This window comes from Streptomyces asoensis, assembly GCF_013085465.1.
GTDB classification, from domain to species: domain Bacteria; phylum Actinomycetota; class Actinomycetes; order Streptomycetales; family Streptomycetaceae; genus Streptomyces; species Streptomyces cacaoi_A.
The window spans coordinates 2,189,617-2,207,768 of the sequence record NZ_CP049838.1 but is presented as its reverse complement, the minus strand read 5'-3'; the positions used below and the strand labels follow the sequence as shown (position 1 = coordinate 2,207,768).

Annotated in this window: 17 protein-coding genes and 1 pseudogene; 8 read left to right on the top strand and 10 right to left on the bottom strand. The window is 71.0% G+C overall.

All coding sequences use genetic code 11. From position 1 onward, the window contains the following. Positions 1-26 precede the first annotated feature (26 nt). A complete protein-coding gene (locus G9272_RS09820; RefSeq protein WP_171396188.1) occupies positions 27-572 on the top strand; it encodes an arginine repressor in 546 nt (181 codons plus the stop codon). A gap of 239 nt (positions 573-811) precedes the next feature. Here the strand turns inward: G9272_RS09820 and G9272_RS09815 are convergent, their stop codons facing one another. From G9272_RS09815 to G9272_RS09785, 7 genes are all read right to left on the bottom strand, one after another. Continuing rightward, the gene (locus G9272_RS09815) at positions 812-1,612 is read right to left on the bottom strand and encodes an FAD:protein FMN transferase (protein WP_253267764.1); all 801 of its coding nucleotides are present in this window, start codon (positions 1,610-1,612) and stop codon (positions 812-814) included. Further along, complete coding sequence (locus G9272_RS09810; RefSeq protein ID WP_171396187.1) at positions 1,605-2,696, bottom strand: FMN-binding protein; 1,092 nt, start codon at positions 2,694-2,696, stop codon at positions 1,605-1,607. The genes G9272_RS09815 and G9272_RS09810 overlap by 8 nt, the downstream gene beginning before the upstream one ends. 55 nt (positions 2,697-2,751) lie before the next feature. After that, positions 2,752-4,134 (bottom strand): ferredoxin reductase family protein, encoded by a 1,383-nt coding sequence (locus G9272_RS09805; protein ID WP_171396186.1) that lies wholly within the window; start codon positions 4,132-4,134, stop codon positions 2,752-2,754. Positions 4,135-4,250: 116 nt separating this feature from the next. After that, positions 4,251-4,958 (bottom strand): L,D-transpeptidase family protein, encoded by a 708-nt coding sequence (locus G9272_RS09800; RefSeq protein ID WP_171396185.1) that lies wholly within the window; start codon positions 4,956-4,958, stop codon positions 4,251-4,253. A gap of 83 nt (positions 4,959-5,041) precedes the next feature. Then, positions 5,042-6,742 carry a peroxidase family protein gene (locus G9272_RS09795; protein WP_171396184.1) on the bottom strand — a complete coding sequence of 567 codons (1,701 nt, stop codon included), beginning with the start codon at positions 6,740-6,742 and terminating at the stop codon, positions 5,042-5,044. A gap of 140 nt (positions 6,743-6,882) precedes the next feature. Then, positions 6,883-7,464: a pyridoxamine 5'-phosphate oxidase family protein gene (locus G9272_RS09790; RefSeq protein ID WP_171396183.1), complete on the bottom strand. Its 582-nt coding sequence runs from the start codon at positions 7,462-7,464 to the stop codon at positions 6,883-6,885. Positions 7,465-7,588: 124 nt separating this feature from the next. Then, entirely contained in the window at positions 7,589-8,482 is an 894-nt protein-coding gene (locus G9272_RS09785; RefSeq protein WP_171396182.1) for a hypothetical protein, read from the bottom strand. Positions 8,483-8,693: 211 nt separating this feature from the next. Here G9272_RS09785 and argH point away from each other — a divergent pair, with 211 nt between their 5' ends. The 4 genes and pseudogenes from argH (at position 8,694) to G9272_RS09765 (ending at position 13,543) form a co-directional block, all read left to right on the top strand. Then, positions 8,694-10,124: an argininosuccinate lyase gene (argH, locus tag G9272_RS09780; protein ID WP_171396181.1), complete on the top strand. Its 1,431-nt coding sequence runs from the start codon at positions 8,694-8,696 to the stop codon at positions 10,122-10,124. A gap of 154 nt (positions 10,125-10,278) precedes the next feature. Then, complete coding sequence (locus G9272_RS09775; RefSeq protein WP_171396180.1) at positions 10,279-11,250, top strand: aldo/keto reductase; 972 nt, start codon at positions 10,279-10,281, stop codon at positions 11,248-11,250. Positions 11,251-11,351: 101 nt separating this feature from the next. Further along, positions 11,352-11,897 (top strand): annotated as a pseudogene (locus G9272_RS09770) (TetR/AcrR family transcriptional regulator); the annotation flags it as partial. A 122-nt stretch (positions 11,898-12,019) separates the two neighbouring features. Next, positions 12,020-13,543 (top strand): MFS transporter, encoded by a 1,524-nt coding sequence (locus tag G9272_RS09765; RefSeq protein WP_171396178.1) that lies wholly within the window; start codon positions 12,020-12,022, stop codon positions 13,541-13,543. Between the two features lie 81 nt (positions 13,544-13,624). Here G9272_RS09765 and G9272_RS09760 read toward each other — a convergent pair whose 3' ends face one another. Beyond that, entirely contained in the window at positions 13,625-14,296 is a 672-nt protein-coding gene (locus G9272_RS09760) for a lysophospholipid acyltransferase family protein (protein WP_171401927.1), read from the bottom strand. Between the two features lie 312 nt (positions 14,297-14,608). Here G9272_RS09760 and G9272_RS09755 point away from each other — a divergent pair, with 312 nt between their 5' ends. The 3 genes from G9272_RS09755 (at position 14,609) to G9272_RS09745 (ending at position 16,916) form a co-directional block, all read left to right on the top strand. Then, a complete protein-coding gene (locus G9272_RS09755) occupies positions 14,609-15,799 on the top strand; it encodes a glycerophosphodiester phosphodiesterase (RefSeq protein WP_171396177.1) in 1,191 nt (396 codons plus the stop codon). Between the two features lie 67 nt (positions 15,800-15,866). Then, on the top strand, positions 15,867-16,373 hold the full coding sequence (locus G9272_RS09750; protein WP_171396176.1) for an RNA polymerase sigma factor: 507 nt from the start codon (positions 15,867-15,869) through the stop codon (positions 16,371-16,373). A 45-nt stretch (positions 16,374-16,418) separates the two neighbouring features. Then, a complete protein-coding gene (locus tag G9272_RS09745) occupies positions 16,419-16,916 on the top strand; it encodes a GNAT family N-acetyltransferase (RefSeq protein ID WP_171396175.1) in 498 nt (165 codons plus the stop codon). On the opposite strand, the gene G9272_RS09740 is transcribed toward G9272_RS09745, so the two are convergent. Together G9272_RS09740 and G9272_RS09735 are read right to left on the bottom strand one after the other, a co-directional pair. Further along, positions 16,906-17,331, bottom strand: coding sequence for a hypothetical protein (locus G9272_RS09740; RefSeq protein ID WP_171396174.1), 426 nt, complete (start codon positions 17,329-17,331; stop codon positions 16,906-16,908). The two genes, G9272_RS09745 and G9272_RS09740, sit on opposite strands and share 11 nt — an antisense overlap. A 1-nt stretch (position 17,332) precedes the next feature. Beyond that, positions 17,333-17,692 (bottom strand): hypothetical protein, encoded by a 360-nt coding sequence (locus G9272_RS09735; protein ID WP_171396173.1) that lies wholly within the window; start codon positions 17,690-17,692, stop codon positions 17,333-17,335. Positions 17,693-18,152 lie beyond the last annotated feature (460 nt).

Sequence of the window (18,152 nt, the reverse complement as noted above, 5' to 3'; positions counted from 1 at the left end):
CCGGAGAACCGGAGAATGAGACGACGATGAGTCAGGCGCAGGACCATGAGCAGCCGGGCGCGGGCGGCCCCGCCGTGCCGCAGACCCGTACCGCGCGTCACCGCCGGATCGTGGACATCCTCAACCGGCAACCGGTGCGGTCGCAGAGCCAGTTGGCGAAACTGCTGGCCGACGACGGGCTGAGCGTCACCCAGGCGACGCTGTCGCGGGACCTGGACGAGCTGAACGCGGTGAAGATCCGCAACAACGACGGCGACCTGATCTACGCGGTGCCCAGTGAGGGGGGTTTCCGGACCCCCCGGGTACCGCTGGGGGAGTCGGCGAAGGAAGAGCGGATGCGGCGGTTGTCGCAGGAGCTGCTGATCTCCGCGGAGGCGTCCGCCAACCTCGTGGTGCTGCGTACCCCGCCGGGTGCGGCCCAGTTCCTCGCCTCGGCGATCGACCAGGCCGAGCTGCACGACATCCTCGGGACGATCGCGGGTGACGACACCCTGCTGCTGATCAGCCGTGAGCCGACGGGCGGGCAGGCTTTGGCCGATCACCTGCTGCGGCTTGCTCAGAACGGTCACTGATCGTTCGCCGAGGGGGTTTCTTCGGGTTGTTCGCCGACTGTGGGTGAGCGGGGGCCGGTCGCGCCCACGCGGCGGAGCCACATATCGACACGGCCCCACTCCCTCGGGGAGCCGCACTCCCGCGCGCCGCTCAGCTGCCGTCGTAAACCGCGCCCATCCGTGCCGCCCGGGGCCGCACGGGGCGCGGCGGCAGCCCATCGGCGCCGGGTTGGCGCCACCCACTTCCGGCCGGCCACAGCTCAGCCGAGCCGGCCGGCCAGGCCTCCCGTGCAGCGCACCTCGTCGCCCGCCGTGATCAGCAGCGCCTCCACGTCCGGCAGGGACTCCAGCCAGCCCAGCGCCTCCCGCGAGCCCATCGCGAACGCGGCTGTCGCCCAGCAGTCCGCCCAGGTCAGCTGGGGGGTCACCACCGTCACGGCGACCAGGTCGGTCACCGCGGAGCGGCCCGTTCGCGGATCCACGATATGGGCGCCCCGCTCTGCCGTACCGGAGGTCGCAACCGCCAGTTCGTCCGCTCCCGCCGCCGAGACCACCGCGGCGAGACCGCCGGGGCGCAGCGGGTCCGACACCCCGACCCGCCACGGCCGCTCGGGCCCGGGGACGCCCAGCAACTGCACGTCCCCGCCGCCGTTGACGCTCACCCCGCTCACACCCGCCGCCGCGACCAGCCGGGCCGCGCGCTCGGCGGCCCAGCCCTTCACGATGCCGGTGGGGTCGAGCCGGCCCTGGTAGCGCATGCTGAACCAGCCGTCGCTCACCCGCTCCGCCTCGGCGCCCAGCTCCAGCACCTCGGCCACTTCCGGATCGCACTCCTCGACGGTCAGCTCACCGCGTACCAGCCGGGACACCTGGCTGTCCTCGCGGTAGGTGCTGAACACCTCGTTCACCCGGTGCAGCGAGGCGATCGCCTCCTCCAGCGCCGCCCGCACCGCCTCGGGCTCCCCGCCGCGGACGTCGAAGGAGAAGACGGTCCCCATGACCTCCTCCGCGTGACGCAGCACGGCGGGGGCCGCCGCCGACTCGGCCACGGTGTCAGCCACCGGCCTGGTCCAGCGCCGACTGCAAGGACTTCTTGTAGCCCTCGCTGGTGAAGGTCGCGCTGGAGACGGTGTCGATGTCGGCGCTGCCGGCGGCGACGGCCGCCGCGTTGAGCTTCGGGATGGCCAGCGCGGTCTTCTGGTCGCTGGTGCCGCCCTTGGGTGCCTGGACGGCCTCGGCCTTGGTGATCTTCCCGCCGGCGACCGTGATCCGGACCTGGACGGCGCCGTACTGGGTCTGCGCGACGCTGCCGGTGACGGTCTTGGCCTGCGCGGCCCCCGAAGAGGCCCCCGCGTCGCCCGACCCGGACGACGAACCCGCGGTCGCCTTGGCCTTGTCCAGCGCCGACTGGAGGGACTTCTTGTAGCCCTCACTCGTGTAGGTCGCGCTGGAGACGGTGTCGATGTCGGCGCTGCCGGCCGCGACGGCCGCCGCGTTGAGCTTGGGGACGGCGAGCGCGGTCTTCTGGTCGCTGGTGCCGCCCTTGGGTGCCTGGACGGCCTCGGCCTTGGTGATCTTCCCGCCCGCGACCGTGATCCGGACCTGGACCGCGCCGTACTGCGTCTGGGCCGCGTCCCCGGTGAAGGTGCCGGACGCCTGCGCGCTGCCGGAGCCCTGGGAGGACCCGGACCCGGACCCGGCGCTCGCGTTCGCCTTGTCGATCGCCGACTGGAGGGACTTCTTGTAGCCCTCGCTGGTGTACGTGGCACCCGACACCGTGTCGATGTCCGGGCTCTGCTTGGCGACCACATCGGCGTTGAGCTTCGGGACGGCGAGCGCGGTCTTCTGGTCGCTGGTGCCGCCCTTGGGTGCCTGGACCGCCTCCGCCTTGGTGATCTTGTTGTTGACGACGGTGATCCGGACCTGCACAGCCCCGTACTGCGTCTGCGCCGCGTCACCGGTCATCGTCCCCGACACGACCGCCCCGGACCCGCCCTGCGCCGCTTCCTGCGCCGCCGCACCCGCGCCCGCCGCCTGGGCCGCGCCCGGGTCGGACGACGGCTTCAGCGACAGCAGCAGCACGACCCCGGACACAGTGGCGGCGGTGGCCAGTACGACGCGCCGAAGAGGGTGGTTCTTCCTCATCTCTCCTGAGCTCCTGATTCCCGTTGGTGGCGAGGTTCCCGTGAGTACGGGTCGCTCACATCTCGAACGACTCGTGGTGGATGCGGCGGGCGGGGACCCCGGCGCCGCGCAGCGCCTCGTACACCCCTTGGGCGAAGCCGTTGGGTCCGCACATGAAGACGTCGTGGCTGTCGATGTCGGGGATCTTCCGCTGGAGGGACTCCGCCGAGATGTCGGGGCGCTCCCCGTCGGGGCTGTTGACGGCGTACATCAGCCGCGCCCCACGCTCGTCGGCGATCTTCGCCAGCTCGTCCCACAGCGCCAGATCCTGCGTGCTGTTGGCCCGGTAGAGGAGGGTGATGTCACCGGCCCCGCCCGGCAGCGTCTCGAACAGCGCCCGCATCGGCGTGATGCCGACCCCGCCGGCCACCAGCAGCACCTTGCCGCGGCTGCGCCGGGACGCCGTCATCGCACCGTACGGACCCTCGGCCCACACCTTCGTGCCGGGCGTCAGCTCACGCAGCGCCGCGCTGTGGTCGCCGATCGCCTTGACGGTGATCCGCAGGAGGTCCGGACGGGGGGCCGCCGACAGCGAGTACGGGTGGGAGCTGAACCGCATCCCCGGCGCCATGAACCGCCACCGGAAGAACTGCCCGGCCTCCGCGCCCATCCGGTGCAGCTTGCGCCCGCCGATCAGCACCGACACGATGCCCGGCGTCTCCTCGATGACCGCCTCGACGCGCAGCCGGTGCCGCAGGTTCAGCCGGACCGGGACGATGACGCGGTACCAGACGACCAGCGCGGTGACCGACCCGTACAGCGCGTACCAGACGGTCTTCGCGGTCGGCTCGATCGCGAAGTCGTTGCCGGAGGTGATCTGGTGCCAGAACGTCAGGAACACGGCCGCGTACGTCATCAGATGGATGTGGTACCAGGTGTCGTACGGCATCCGGCGGCGCACGGGTCCGATCGACACCAGCCCGATGAGCAGGAACAGACCGGTGCCGATCGCCGCCTTGCCCATGTCCGGCAGCTGGTTGATGGAGTCGATCGTCTGCTGGACGATGTCCCCCAGCGTCTTGCCTGCCTGAAGCGCGTACCCCCACATGATCAGGAACACATGCGCGAAGACCAGGCAGAGCGTGTACCGGCCGCTCATCGCGTGCCAGCGCGCGACCCGGTCCGAGCCCACCCGCCGCTCCAGCGCGGGCACCCGTGCCATCTGGAGCACCACCAGCGCCATCAGGTACCCGGCGAGCAGCCCGGTGATCCGTCCCGCGTTGAGGATCCTGCTGTTGTCGTCCGCGATGTTCGGCGTGTTGGCCCACCACAGCCACAGCACACCCGCCGCGCCCGCCCATACGGCGAGCAGCAACGGGACGGCCGGGGAGCGGCGCGGGCGGATGCGGCGCATCGTCTGGCGGCGGGCGGCACGGCCGCCGGCGATCGTCGTGGTCACTGTTCCTCCGTGGATACGGACCCTTGGCCCTCAGATACGGGCCACGGTGGCGGAGTGTTCAGCGATCCGCGGAGAGCGTCACCGGACGCGACCACCGGAAATCGTCGCGAGGCCGCTCAGTACCGGGTGATCGCCGTCCGGCCGCCCGTCGTGCCGATCGCGATGTGCGGTCGCTTCCCCGGCCGGGCCCACGCCAGCAGCCGCCGCATCGCCCCCGCCGGCACCGACACACAACCGGCCGTCGCCCCGCGTCCGTTGACGTGCAGGAAGATTCCCGCCCCGCGGCCGCGCACCGGCTTGCCGTAGTTGAAGCCGATGACCAGCGCGTACGCGTACTGCGCGCGGTACGTGACCAGGTGCTCGGACTCGGCCGCGCGGCAGTCCGCGGGACGCGGCTCGGTCCACCGGTTGTAGGCGCGGGACGTGTTGTCCTGGCACCACCAGGAGCCCTGGCGTACCGGGCGGTAGACGTATGACGTCCCGCGCGGCGCCGACCGGATGCCGAAGGCGTAGGGGAGGCCGTACAGGCCTGTCGGTGTCGTGTTCGTGCCCTGCCGGCGTGAGGCGCCCTCGACCAGGCCCTTCGCGCCGAACCGGGCCGGCGTGGAACCGGCCGGCACCCACCGCCCGTTCCGCAGGTCCCACCAGGTGAGCGTGCCCGAGGTGGAACCGGCGCTCGGGGCCACGGCGGTGATCAGCTGGGTGCCGCCGCCGGTGTCCGCCATCCGCGCGGGCAGCGGCTTGGCGGCCCCGGTGCCCGGAGCGGCACCGAGCAGGCCGAGGGACGCGCAGACGAGGGCGGTGGCGACGGCACGAGGGCGCATGATCAGACGCTAAGCGCGGGTGGCGGCACCGGCAGGCCGGGTGGGCCGACCGTGCGAGGCGCCGGCCCACCCGCACCGGCCGCTCAGGTCACCGGACCCAGCGGGTTGAGCTGGTCCGCCCGTCCCTCGAAGGCGTACAGCAGCAGGTCGGTCATCTCGAAGACGTCCTGGGAGTTGCGCTCCCCGACCGGGCTGAGGAACGGACGCCAGAACGGGTCGCGCACGATGGAGTGCCGGCTGCCCTCGATGGCCCGGTGGAACACCTCGGCGACGATGCGGCCTCCGACGCCGGTCAGCTTGCCGTCGCCCCTCACCTCGGCCTCACGCAGGATGTAGAACCACAGCGGGGTGTGCTTGGCGACCGTTTCCGCGAGCCCGGCGGAGAGCTGTGCGCCGCCGCCCTGCGCGAAGTCGGCCGCGGTCAGCGGTTCCACGTCGACCTTGCGGTCGATGAAGTGCTCGACCATCTGCTGTCCGGTGGCGAGTCGCAGCATCGAGGCCCGGGTGAGGTTGCGGAAGGCGAGGTTCAGCTCGGCCTCCGGGGGCTTGGCCTGACCGCGTCCGCCGAAGGAGCCGAGCGGCAGGTTGGCGAGCGGGTCGACCAGCAGGGTGTCGATCCGCTTGGCGAGGTTGAACTGCGCCTCGGGCACGAGGAGGTCGGTCCGCTCCGGCACCGCCTCCTGGAAGGCGAACAGCCGCCGGAAGTCGGCGATCCAGTTGGTGGGCAGACGCTCGAAGTCGCCCGACTCAGGGTCCGCCGGGTCGGCGGGAGGCGGCGACAGGATGCCGCTGGTGCCGCTGAACTGGAACAGGAGCTCGAGCGTGCCCCGGCCCCGGTCGAAGATCCGGTTCCAGTTGTAGCGGCCGCGGACCATGCTGTGCCCCAGCCGGTAGGCGGCCACGGAGAACTCGATCGGCATGGTCGGCAGGTCGTACTCGCCCGGCGAGGGCTCGAACACCCGGCGGCCGTTGCCGAACACGTCCTCGACGATCTCGGGGTCGACGATCCTGCGCAGGAAGTCGTGGCGCAGCATCCACTGGTAGTGCTTGACGACCGTCTCGCGTGCCGACTCGAAGAGGACCGCGCTCGACACGCCCTTGCCGACCAGGTCGGCCACCACCCGGTTGTGGAACCGGATGAAGGCGGCGTGGACCTGGGCGACGACCAGGTTCTCGTCGTTGCGCGGGTCCGGGATCAGCGCCCGGCGCCGCTCGGACTTCAGCGAGCCCGAGCCCTGCCTGGGCAGGTCGAACCCGGTGAGGGGGCGGCCCACGATGGAGGGGTCGTTCGGTATGCCCTGGGTCGTGCCGGACTTCAGCCGGATCCCGTCGTCCTCGTAGAACCGGCGGTCGAAGCGGTGGTCGGGCCCGAGGCCGTAGAGGGAGTCGAGGTCGAGGGCCGGGGAGCGGCCCTGAAGGAGCTGGCGCACCGTGATCTCGTCCTCCAGGCGCACCGCGGTGGCGTCCAGGGTGAGGTCGTGGTCCACGAACTGGCCGAGATAGGTGAACCCCGACGGGACCCCCGGCTGGTCGGGCTGGTCCCGCTCGGGGTCCGTCATCGCCTTGGCCAGCTCGATGCGGGTGTTCCGGTCGAGCTGCTGGGCCGGCCTGGAGCGGGGGCCCAGCCGGGAGAAGCGGAACTTGCGCAGGTCCGCCACGGTGGAGGCGGCCAGCGGCTCCACCGGACCGCCGTCCCGGGACTCGGCGAGGATGCCCTCGCCTACGACGTAGAACGAGGAGCGGACATGGCGTTTGCTCTGTGGTTCGCGTGCGGGTCGGAACATGTTTCCCCCATGAGTTCACGCCTGCGCGACAGCGCGCAGGCGTGAGCCACGCTAGGGGACGAGTGCGGCGGAAGGGGGAATTCCGTCAAATACCCCAAGGAGCCCAAGTGTTGACTGTCTGTACAGACAGCATATGCACGTCAAATCGGACTCAGCGGCAACGGCAGTCCGGGCAGTCCGTCCATGCTCGTGGCGATGTACTCCTTCTTCGCGAAGTACGCGCTGAGCGACTCGTCGTCCTCCCGCGCGAACCGCTTGGCGTGCAGCTCGCGGTCCTCGTCGTACGTCATGAAGGGCACCGCGTACCCGCAGGTGTCCCGCACGAGTTCGGCGTGCACGACGATGATCGCGCGCAAGCCGTGCGGGGTCGGGTCCAGGTCCGCGAAGCGGGCGAGGAGCTCCGGGAACCGGGGGTCGTCGCGGAAGACGGGTTCGCCGCGGCCGTGCACCCGCACGATGTTCGGCGGCCCCTGGAAGGCGCACCACATCAGTGTGATCCGGCCGTTCTCCCGCAGGTGTGCGATGGTCTCCGCGTTGGAGCCGGCGAAGTCGAGATACGCCACGGTGAGCTCGTCGAGAACGGCGAACGAGCCCTTGAGGCCCTTGGGGGAGAGGTTCACCGTGCCGTCGCCGGACAGGGGGGCGGTGGCGGTGAAGAAGAGGGGCTGCTCCTCGATGAACGTGCGGAGCCTGCCGTCGATGCGCTCGTAGGTCTTTCCCATGTCTAACGATTATCCGGGAAAGCCTTTCGTGTGTCTAAGGAAATAACGAAATGCGTGGGGTGTGAACACGCCACAGCGGCCGCCCCGGCCGGCGCTTCTCGGGGCGGCCACCGTGCCTGTCACGTCACTTGTTCAACGTGCAGGCGGCCAGGGCGTCGAGGCCCTGCGGCTTGGTGCCCTTGCGGCCGATCGAGATGGCGATGCGGTCGATCGTGGACACCCGCTTGTCGGCCAGCGGGCCGAGGATCGCGTTCTGCACGAAGTTGGCGCCACCCTGGCCGACCGTGTTCTGGAGGCGGGTGTTGGCCTCGTCGATCTGCGTCTGGAGCAGGGCCAGGTTGCGGTCGACCTCGGCCTGCGCGGAGGCGGGGATCGCGGGGAGCTGCGAGGCGACGTCCGGGCAGCTGATGGTGCCCACGCCGGCCGCGTCGGCGCCGGTGTCGTCGCCCGTCTCCGCCGCGCCGTCGCCCGCTCCTTCGGCGGCGGTCTCCTCCGCGCCGGGGGTGGCCTCGGCCTCGTCGCCCGCGGCGGCGTCCTCGCCGGTGTCCTCGCCGGTGTCCGCGACGCCGCCCGCGTCGAGGGCGCACGGTGCGAGCGCGTCGAGGCCCTGCGGCTTGGTGCCCTGGCGGCCGATCGAGATGGCGATGCGGTCGATCGTGGACACCCGCTTGTCCTCCAGCGGGCCGAGGATCGCGTTCTGCACGAAGTTCGCCCCGCCCTGGCCCACGGTGTCGACCAGCCGCTTGTTGGCCTCGTCGATCTGCGTCTGGAGCAGGGCCAGGTTGCGGTCGACCTCGGCCTGCGCGGAGGCGGGGATCGCGGGGAGCTGGGAGGCCACGTCCGGGCACGAGATGGTGCCGGGGCTGGCGAGCGTCTTGGCGTCGGTGGAGCCGCTGCTCTTGGACGACTCCCCGGCGAGGGCGGAATTGACGACGACCGCGCCGGACAGCGCCAGAGCGACGGCCGCGCCGATGACCACCACGCGACGCTTGTTGTACTTCGGAAGAGCCCTGGACATGCGGATGCCTCACTTGGGTCAGGAGTGGGTGTACAAACGCGGCGCCGGCGTTCAGTCGTGAGTACGGGTAAGCGGTTGCTGTCGTTCAAACTCCTTTCAAAAACTTCTCGGGATCCGGAACCGTACGGCCACCCGGGGTCGAATTGACGAATCATGCAGAGCACTGCATACTCATGCATGTCGTGGAGCGCAGTGGTGAGGAGCAACACAAGTGAGCAGCAACAGCGGTGACGTAAGGCTCTGGGGCGGTCGTTTCGCCGACGGTCCCGCCGAGGCCCTGGCGAAGCTGTCCGCCTCCGTCCACTTCGACTGGCGCCTCGCGCCCTACGACATCGCCGGTTCGCGTGCCCACGCGCGCGTGCTGCACAAGGCGGGCCTGCTCACCGAGGACGAGCTGTCCCGGATGATCGCGGGCCTCGACCGGCTCGAGGCGGATGTCGCCGACGGTTCCTTCGTGGGCACCATCGCCGACGAGGACGTCCACACCGCTCTGGAGCGCGGCCTCCTGGAGCGCCTCGGCGCCGACCTGGGCGGCAAGCTGCGCGCGGGCCGCTCCCGCAACGACCAGGTCGCCACCCTCTTCCGGATGTACCTGCGCGACCACGCCCGGATTCTCGGCGGCCTGATCGCCGAGCTCCAGGACGCCCTGATCGGCCTGGCGGAGGCCCACCCGGACGTGGCGATGCCCGGCCGCACCCACCTCCAGCACGCCCAGCCGGTGCTCTTCGCCCACCATGTCCTCGCACATGTGCAGTCGCTGTCCCGGGACGCGGAACGCCTGCGTCAGTGGGACGAGCGCACCGCCGTGTCGCCGTACGGCTCCGGCGCCCTGGCGGGTTCCTCCCTCGGCCTGGACCCGGAGGCGGTGGCGAAGGACCTCGGCTTCGAGCACGGCAGCGTCGGCAACTCCATCGACGGCACGGCGTCCCGCGACTTCGTCGCCGAGTTCGCCTTCATCACCGCGATGATCGGCGTGAACCTCTCCCGGATCTCCGAGGAGATCATCATCTGGAACACGAAGGAGTTCTCCTTCGTGACGCTGCACGACGCGTTCTCCACGGGCTCGTCGATCATGCCGCAGAAGAAGAACCCCGACATCGCGGAGCTGGCGCGCGGCAAGTCGGGCCGCCTGATCGGCAACCTGACCGGTCTCATGGCGACCCTCAAGGCCCTCCCGCTCGCCTACAACCGTGACCTCCAGGAGGACAAGGAGCCGGTCTTCGACTCCTGCGACCAGCTCGAGGTCCTTCTCCCCGCCTTCACCGGAATGGTCGCCACCCTCACCGTCAACCGCGAGCGCATGGAGGAGCTGGCCCCGGCCGGGTTCTCGCTCGCCACCGACATCGCCGAGTGGCTGGTCAAGCAGGGCGTGCCGTTCCGGGTCGCGCACGAGGTCGCAGGCGAGTGCGTCAAGGTCGCCGAGGCCGACGGCAAGGAGCTCGACGGCCTCACCGACGAGCAGTTCGCGAAGATCTCCGCCCACCTCACCCCCGAGGTGCGCTCCGTCCTCAACGTCCCCGGTGCCCTCGCCTCCCGCGACGGCCGTGGCGGTACGGCGCCCAGCGCGGTGGCGATCCAGCTGGCAGAGGTGAAGGCGGACGTGGCGGCTCAGCACGAGTGGGCCACCGCCAAGAAGCGGTAGGCGCGGCGCCCTGAAAGGGCGCGGGGAACTGCGCGACAAGCCCACGGCGCACCCGCACCCGCCGGGGCGCCGAACGAACCGAGCCCTTGGGCGAAGGTCGTCACGGGTTACGTTGGTCAGGAGCCGAACCGGAGCCGACCCTACGGAGCCCGCGATGCCCTTCGCCCGCCTGGCCACCGCAACGACCCCCACCTGCCACATCGGCTTCGGTCTCGCCGCCGTCGGCCGTCCCGGCTACATCAACCTCGGCCGGGACCACGACCTCGGAGAGGAGCGCAGCGTCGAGACGCTGCGCGCCCGCACCCACGAACTCCTCGACGCCGCCTACGCCCAGGGCGTCCGCTACTTCGACGCGGCCCGCTCCTACGGCCGTTCCGAGGAGTTCCTCGCCGACTGGCTGAAGATCAGGCCCGACGTGGACGACATCGTGGTCGGCAGCAAGTGGGGCTACACCTACACCGCCGACTGGACCACGGACGCCGACCGGCACGAGGTCAAGGACCACGGGCTCCCGACGTACGAACGGCAGCGCGCCGAGACGGCGGAACTGCTCGGCGACCGGCTCGACCTCTACCAGATCCACTCGGTGACCCCGGACAGTCCCGCCCTCACCGACAAGGAACTCCACGCGAAGCTGGCCGAGGCTGCCGCGCAGGGCGTCACCGTCGGTTTCTCCACCAGCGGCCCCGCCCAGGCCGACGCCATCCGCGCCGCCCTCGCCGTGACGGTCGACGGCGAGCCCCTCTTCCGTACCGTCCAGTCGACGTACAACGCGCTGGAGACCTCGGCCGGCCCCGCCCTCGCCGAGGCCCATGACGCCGGGCTCACGGTGATCGTGAAGGAGGGCATGGCCAACGGGCGCCTCGCGCAGCCCCATGCGCCGGACGCCCTGAAGTCCGTGGCGGCACAGACGTCGCTCGGCTGCGACGCGGTCGCCCTCGCGCTCGTCCTGCGGCAGCCCTGGGCCGGCGTCGTCCTCTCCGGCGCGGCGACCGCCACCCAGCTCGCCTCCAACCTGCACGCGGCGGTCGTGGACCTCGACGACGACCAGGTGGACCGGCTGGCCGGGCTGGCGGAGGAGCCGCGGGCGTACTGGGAGCGGCGCGGCAGCCTGCCCTGGCACTGAGGTATCCGCCGGCCCGTCGGCCATGAGCAGTGAGCACGCCTGAGTGATGCACGCACGCCCAGGGTGAGACATCACTGTCTCATCTGGGTTACTCTTGTCTCATGGCTGTCGATCGTGATCAAGTGCTGCGTGCTGCCGCGGCCCTGCTGACCCGCAAATCCACGGCGACGATGGACGAGGTCGCCAAGGCGGCCGGGATCAGCCGGGCCACACTGCACCGTCACTTCGCCGGCCGCGACGCGCTGGTGCGGGCCCTGGAGGCCCTCGGTATCGCGGAGTGCGAGAGCGCTCTGGACGCGGCGCGGCTGGACGAGGCCCCCGCGCGCGACGCCGTACGCCGGCTCGTCCAGGAGATCGAACCGGCCGCCGGCCTGCTCGCCTTCCTCTACACCGAGAACCAGCTGTTCGAGGGCGAGGAACTGCACCACGGCTGGACCCGGATCGACGACCGGATCTCGGACCTGTTCCGGCGCGGACAACTGAGCGGCGAGTTCCGCATCGACCTCACGCCCGCCTGGCTCACCGAGGCGCTGTTCGGCCTGTTGGCCTCCGGCGCCTGGATGGTGCAGAGCGGCAAGGGCGCCCCCAAGGACTTCCAGCACATGATCGTCGAGCTGCTGCTCGGCGGCGCGCTGAGGCCTCCGGCAGCGCAGAACCCGGCAGCGCAGAGTCCGGCACCGCACAGCCCGGCACCTAAGAACCCGGCACCACACAGCCCAGCACCACAGAACCCCGCTCCACAGAGTTCCGCATCACAGATAGAGGAATCATGACCAGCACCCTGCGGCCGGCGACCACGACCGGGGCGGTGAAGCGTCCGGACCGTTGGCTCGCGCTCTCCGTCCTCGTGCTCGCCGTGCTGCTGGTGGCCGTCGACGCGACCGTCCTCGGTCTCGCGACCCCCTACATCAGCGAGGACCTCGAGCCCTCCGGCACCCAGCTCCTCTGGATCGGCGACGTCTACTCCTTCGTCATCGCCGGCCTGCTCGTCTCGATGGGCAGCCTCGGCGACCGCATCGGCCGCAAGCGGATCCTGCTCATGGGCGCCACCGCGTTCGGGCTGATATCGGTCCTCAACGCCTACGCGACGACCCCGGAGACGATGATCGCGGCCCGGGCCCTGCTCGGCGTCGCCGGCGCGACCCTGATGCCCGCCACCCTCGCCCTGATCCGCAACCTCTTCCACGACCCGCGCGAGCGCAGCCTCGCGGTCGGCATCTGGGGCGCGACCGCCTCCGCCGGCACCGCCGTCGGTCCCATCGTGGGCGGCTTCCTCCTCGAACACTTCTGGTGGGGCTCGGTCTTCCTCATCAACCTGCCCGTGATGGTCGTCCTGGTCGTCGTCGGCATCCGGACGCTCCCCGAGTCCCGCACCCCGAACCCCGGCCCGTGGGACCTGCCCAGCGTGCTGCTGTCCCTGGTCGGCATGATCGGTGTCGTCTACGCCGTCAAGGAGGCCGCCACGCACGGCTTCACCGGGGTCTCGCTCGGCACGGGCCTGCTGGGCGCGGCCGCGCTGTACGGGTTCGTCCGCCGCCAGCTGACCCTGCCGGCCCCCCTGCTGGACATGCGCCTGTTCCGCAACCGCGGCTTCAGCGGCGCGGTCCTGGCCGATCTGCTGACCATCCTGGGTCTGTCCGGCCTGGTGTTCTTCCTCTCCCAGTACCTCCAGCTCGTCCAGGGCAGGCGCCCGTTCGAGGCCGGTCTGGCCGAACTGCCCGCCGCCGTCGGCGCGGTGGTGGCCGGCCTGATCGCGGGCCGGGCGGCCCGCCGCTTCTCGGTACGGGCCGTGGTCTCCGGCGGCCTCGCCGCGATCGGCCTCGCGCTGGCGGCCCTGACGACGATCGGCCAGTCCACCGGCTACCCCCTGCTGGGCGCCGCCCTGCTGGTGGTCGGCGTGGGCGCGGGCTTCTCCTTCACCGTGACCGCCGACGTCATCCTGGGCTCCGTGCCCAAGGACCAGGCGGGAGCGGCGTCCGCGGTCTCCGAGACGGCGTACGAACTCGGCGCGGCCCTCGGCATCGCCGTACTCGGCTCGATCGTGACGGGCGTGTACAGGGGCTTCGCGGCCCCTGCGGACACGCCGGAAGGGGCGCACGAGTCACTGGGCGGCGCGGTGGAGGCGGCGGGGCACATGTCGCCGAACACGGCCGAGGAGATGCTGTCGTCGGCGCGGGAGGCGTTCGTCGACGGCCTGACCGTGGCGTCCGGAGTGGGCGCGGTGGTCCTGCTGGCGACGGCGGTGGCGGCGTGGTTCCTGCTCGGAGGACAGCGCCTGGAGAACGCCGGGTAAGTCCCCCGACGTGAGGGGCGCGGGGAACTGCGCGACGAGCCACAACGCACCCGCACCCGACAACGCACCCCGCCGGAGGCGTTACGCGGCCTTCGCCTTGGTGGCGTACATGTCCACGTACTCCTGCCCCGACAACCGCATGACCTCGGTCATCACCGAGTCCGTCACGGCCCGCAGCACATACCGGTCCCGGTCCATCCCGTCGTACCGGGAGAACTCCATCGCCTCGCCGAACCGGACGGTGACCCGCCCCGGCCGGGGCATCCCCGCCCCGCCCGGCTGCAACTTGTCCGTGCCGATCATCGCGAAGGGAACGACCGGCGCCCCGGTCATCAGCGTCAGCCGGGCGATACCGGTCCGCCCCCGGTACAGCCGGCCGTCGGGGGACCGCGTGCCCTCGGGGTAGATGCCGAAGACCTTCCCCTCCTCCAGCACCCGCCGCCCGGTCATCAGCGCCGCCACACCGCCGCGGCCGCCGTCGCGGTCCACCGGGATCATGCCGACCCCGGTGAAGAACCAGGCCATGAGCCGGCCCTTGAGGCTCTTGCCGGTGACGTACTCGTCCTTGCCGATGAAGAAGACCTGCCGGTCGCACACGAGCGGCAGGATCATCGAGTCGATGAACGTGAGGTGGTTGCCGGCCAGGATGACGGGGCCGTCGCCAGGGATGTGCTCCGCGCCCTCGACCCGGGTGCGGAACATCAGGCGCATGACCGGTCCGAGTACTGCCTTGATGAGCACGAAGCGGGACAACGAGCCCTCCGATGTCAAGGGAAAACGGTATGAGTCTGTGCAGGTGAGGACGATACTCGCGGCGGCGGGGCTGACGCACATCGGGTCACCCAGGTCTTACGCACTGTTGACGTACGTTTACCTGTACGGCGGCATCGTCGCCTGCTTGTCATCTGCCCGGAACGAAGGGAACTACCGCGCGGAACCGGCCGGATGGCCGTACGGCACATGCCATCCGCCGTCACCCGCGTGTTAGGGCCGAGGTCTCCCGACGGTCATGTCCACGCCCCTACGATCGGGCCGCACGGACGAGCCGACGGCAGGAGGCCCCTCATGGGCACGCAGGGCACGCAGGGCACGCAGGAGTCGAACCAGCAGGCGAGCGCGGGCGGAACCGGACGGCGGGCGCTCCTCGGCGCCGCCGTGCTCGGTGCCACCGGAACGGTCCTCGGTCTGTCGGGCACGGCGAGAGCCGCGGACTCGTCCCGCTCCGGCAAGGGCCTGAAGAGCCTGCCCGTGCCGACGATCATCGGGCACCGCGGTGCCAGCGGCTACCGGCCGGAGCACACCTTCGGCTCCTACCAGCTCGCCCTCGACCTGGGCGCCGACATCGTCGAGGCGGGCGACCTCGTTCCCACCAAGGACGGCCACCTGGTGTGCCGTCACGAGCCGGAGATCGGCGGCACCACGGACGTCGCCGACCATCCGGAGTTCGCCGGCCGCAAGACCACGAAGGTCCTCGACGGCGTCTCCACGACGGGCTGGTTCACCGAGGACTTCACCCTCGCCGAGCTGAAGACCCTGCGCGCCATCGAGCGCATCCCGGCCAACCGCCCGCACAACACGCTCTACAACGGCCGCTGGGAGATCCCCACCTTCGAGGAAGTCCTGAAGTGGCAGGACGAGCAGACCCGCAAGCGCGGCAAGCAGGTCTGGATCTACCCCGAGACCAAGCACCCCACCTACTTCCGCAAGCTGGGCCTGGGCCTGGAGGAGCGGGTCGCCAAGCTGCTGCACAAGCACGGCAAGGACCGGAAGAACTCGCCGGTCATCGTGCAGTCCTTCGAGCCGAGCAGCATCCAGCGCCTGAACAAGCTGGTCGACAACCCCCTCGTGGTGCTGCTGTCCGGCGCGACCTCGCGCCCCTGGGACTTCGTCGAGGCGGGCGACCCGCGCACGGTCGCCGACCTGGTCACCCGGGCGGGCCTCCGGGAGATCGCGGGCTACGCCCAGGGCATCGGCCCGACCCTCGACCTGGTGATCCCGAAGGACGCCGCCGGCAACCTCACCACCCCGACCACGCTGGTGAAGGACGCCCACGCGGTCGGCCTGGTGCTGCACCCGTACACCATGCGCAACGAGAACCCCTTCCTGCCCACGAGCTTCCGCAAGGGCACGGACGCGGACGCCTACGGCGACTCCTTCGGCGCGTTCCGCACCTACTTCGCGACCGGCATCGACGGTGTCTTCACGGACAACCCGGACACCGGAGTGCTGGCCCGCGCGGACTTCGTCAACGCCTGAGTCCCCGTTGGAGTGACAGTCGGCCGCCCGGGCAACCAGCCGCCCGGGCGGCCGCATCGTGTGGCATATGACGCACGACCTGCTCACCACCCTGCACCCGCTCCTCACCGCGGAGGCCTCCGCCGAGGCGCATGCCACCGGGACCGAACCCGGCGACCTGGAACAGGCGGTCTGGCTCCGCCTGCTGGAGCACCTCGCCACCGACGGCCCGCCCCCCGACCCCCAGGGCTGGCTGCGCAGGGCCGTCCGCGCCGAGGTCCGCCGCACCCGCCGTACGACCCGCCGCGAGCAGCCGTACGAGAGCGACCCCGCCGACGACCTCGACCGCGGCCCCGAGCAGCTCGCCCTCACCGACGCCCGGCACCGGGCCCTGCGCGAGGCGGTGCACCGGCTGCCCGGCCGCTGCTCCCCTCTCCTCCAGGCGCTTCTCTCGCCCCGGGACCTCACCTACCGCGAGATCGCGGGGGAGTTGGGTATCTCACAGGGCAGTCTCGGACCGGAACGTTCCAGATGTCTGGGATGTCTACGGCGTTTGCTGGCGCCGGAGGTTGCGGCCCGCGAAGTGCGGGGATAGGAGTGAAGGACCACAGGCGATCAGGTGAGCGGGAGGCGTGCGCACATGGGCATGAGCGTGACCATCTCGGTGGCGACCGAGCAGGATGCCGAGCAGATCTTCAGATTGCAGTACCTGTGCTTCCAGAGTGAAGCCGCGCTGTATGCCAACTACCGCATCGCCCCGCTCGTCCAGAGCCTCGACTCGGTCCGGCAGGAACTCGCCGCCGACTGCGTCTTCGTGGCCCGTCTGGGCGACGAGGTGGTCGGCTCCGTACGGGGCAGTCTCACCGAGGACGGCGCCGCCGCCATCGGCAAACTCTGCGTCCACCCGCGCCTCCAGGGTCACGGCATCGGCGCGCGGCTGCTCCGCGCGGCCGAGGCGGCGCTGGCCGAGGAGCGCGGCGCCAAGAAGTTCCGCCTCTTCACCGGCCACCGCAGCGAGGGCAACCTCCGCCTCTACCGCCGGGTCGGCTACGAGACGGTCGGCACCTCGCAGGGCACGGACGGCGTAATGATGATCGTCCTGGAGAAGCAGGCCGGAGAGTACGCGGCTACGGCGTAGACCGCGTAGCGGTGCGGGACTTCCGCAGCCAGTACAGGGCGGACAGCGGCAGCAGCACGGGGATGAACACGTACCCCATCCCGTACTGCGACCACACGGTCGAGTCCGGGAAGGCCGACGGCTCGACCAGGGTCCAGGTACCGACGATCAGCACCCCCGCCAGCTCGGCGGCGCAGCACACCTGCGCCGCCCTGCGGGCGGTCTCGCCGCCCCGCACCAGCGAGTACGTGATGAATCCGTACACCACGCCCGCCACGGCCGACAGCGCGTAGGCCAGCGGCGCTCGGTCGAACTCGGTCGCGATCTGGTACGCCGACCGCGACACCGCCCCGACCACCATCACGCCGTAGAACCACACCAGGAGCATCCCGGGCCCGCTGATGAGCCGTTCCGGCCTGTCGTCCACCGCCGCCATCTCAGCCTCCCCAGATGTCGTAGAGCCGCACCTCGAGCACGGCGAGCACCACACCGCCCGCGGCGGCCGTCACCGAACCCCAGCGGGTCCGCTCGGACAGCGACATGAACCCCACCGCCGGAACGCACGCGACCGCGCCGAGCAGATACGCCACGAAGATCGTCGTGCCCTGTTCCGGCTTCTCGCCCCGCGCCAGTTGGACGATCCCGACCACCAGCTGGATCACGGCCAGCAGCGAGACCACGGCCATCCCGATGAAATGCCAGTCCTTCGTCGGCTGGTCGCGGTAGGCGGCCCAGCCGCACCAGGCGGCGAGCAGCAACGCGGCGACGCCGGTCACCAGCGTCAGGGCATCAAGCATGCAGTGACCTTATTACGGCGTATCAGGCGTCCCGCGATCGGCCCCGTGCCCCGGCGCGGAGTGCCGGACCGTGCCCGGCGCCCGCCGGCCACGCCGCTGCGCCGACCGTGGCGTTGGCCACAGCCCGCCGGGGCCACGAGCCCGACACCGACCACCTGACGAAGGGCCGGTCCGCCTTGTCGGCGCTGGTCACCGACGGGGGAGCGGAGATCTCCGTACGCGGCCGGGGCGGAGCCGCACACCGTCCACGGCTGTCCGGCATACGGACGGCGGGGTCTTGGTCAGGACCGTACTTCTGCTTTACTGATGCTCATGACCACTACGAGCAGCCGCACCCTTGCGACCGAGGCGACCATGACGCCCGGTGCTCGTTGTATGTGTCGAATGTGCGCCTTCTAGAGGGCCCCCGCACCACCCCCGAGCTCGCGCCCCGAAGCGAGACGCCGTGGCATGTCCGTGC